Below are 814 nucleotides of genomic sequence, written 5' to 3'. Positions count from 1 at the left end.
CAGGGACGTCATCCATGCCGATCTCTCCTCGGACTGTCCCGTCATCCCGGTCGGAACCGCCGATCCGGTCCGCGCCATGCGCGCTGCCGACCGGCTGCCGATCATTATGCAGTCGCTGACAACGGCTTATGATCTGGTCGTGGTCGAATGCGGACCAGCCGACGCGCAGGGCATCGGCCGTCTGACCGGCGACGCCACCGAGGTCTTTCTCTCCATGCTGGAGGCCGACGACGAGGTGACGCAGGCTGCCGTCAAGCTGATCGAGAACGGCTATCCCGACCTGACGCTGGTGACGCCGCTCGGCCACGAACCGCCCGGCAATCCGGTGCCGGGACGGCGCACTGCCGCCGCCTGAGAGAGCTGCGGATCGCCTGGCGGAGCCGTTCAGCGGTTCGCCCGATCTAGCCCAGTTCCAGGGTCGTTACGCCGAACACCCTTTGCAGGTCCAGTTCCGGGGCAGGCCCCTTGTACATGCGCGTGGTGGTGAAGGTCGGCGCAAAGCCGGCCGCATCGAGCGCAGTTATGAAACCGGTGTTATCGGCGGGGACGTCGATATGCAGCTCGCCGCCCTCACAGGCACCGGCCAGTCCCTCCAGGAGTTGCGAAGCGATTTCCATGTCGTCGGCAAACAGCGGGCCGATCTTGAAGCCGGATCGGCACCGGCGCACCACGCCAAAGCCGGTGACGCCGCGCGAACCGATTGCCGCCAACCCATGATGCGGTTCTTGCAGCCATCGCTTCAGAAAGGCGTCTCGGGGCGCCGGAAAGCAATGGGCGTCATAGGCGACGACATCGGACAGGAGTTGCGTTGTAA

At 65.5% G+C, this 814-nt stretch carries 2 pseudogenes; one reads left to right on the top strand and one right to left on the bottom strand.

From position 1 onward, the window contains the following. Positions 1–355 (top strand): annotated as a pseudogene (locus tag EN884_RS37465) (tyrosine-protein kinase family protein); the annotation flags it as partial. Between the two features lie 46 nt (positions 356–401). Here EN884_RS37465 and EN884_RS37460 read toward each other — a convergent pair. Then, positions 402–814: pseudogene (locus EN884_RS37460) on the bottom strand (GNAT family N-acetyltransferase); the annotation flags it as partial.

This window comes from Mesorhizobium sp. M7A.F.Ca.AU.001.01.1.1 (genome assembly GCF_004022735.1).
Taxonomy (GTDB): domain Bacteria; phylum Pseudomonadota; class Alphaproteobacteria; order Rhizobiales; family Rhizobiaceae; genus Mesorhizobium; species Mesorhizobium ciceri.
The sequence above is the reverse complement of the archived record's forward strand: the minus strand, read 5'-3'. Positions and strand labels throughout refer to the sequence as shown.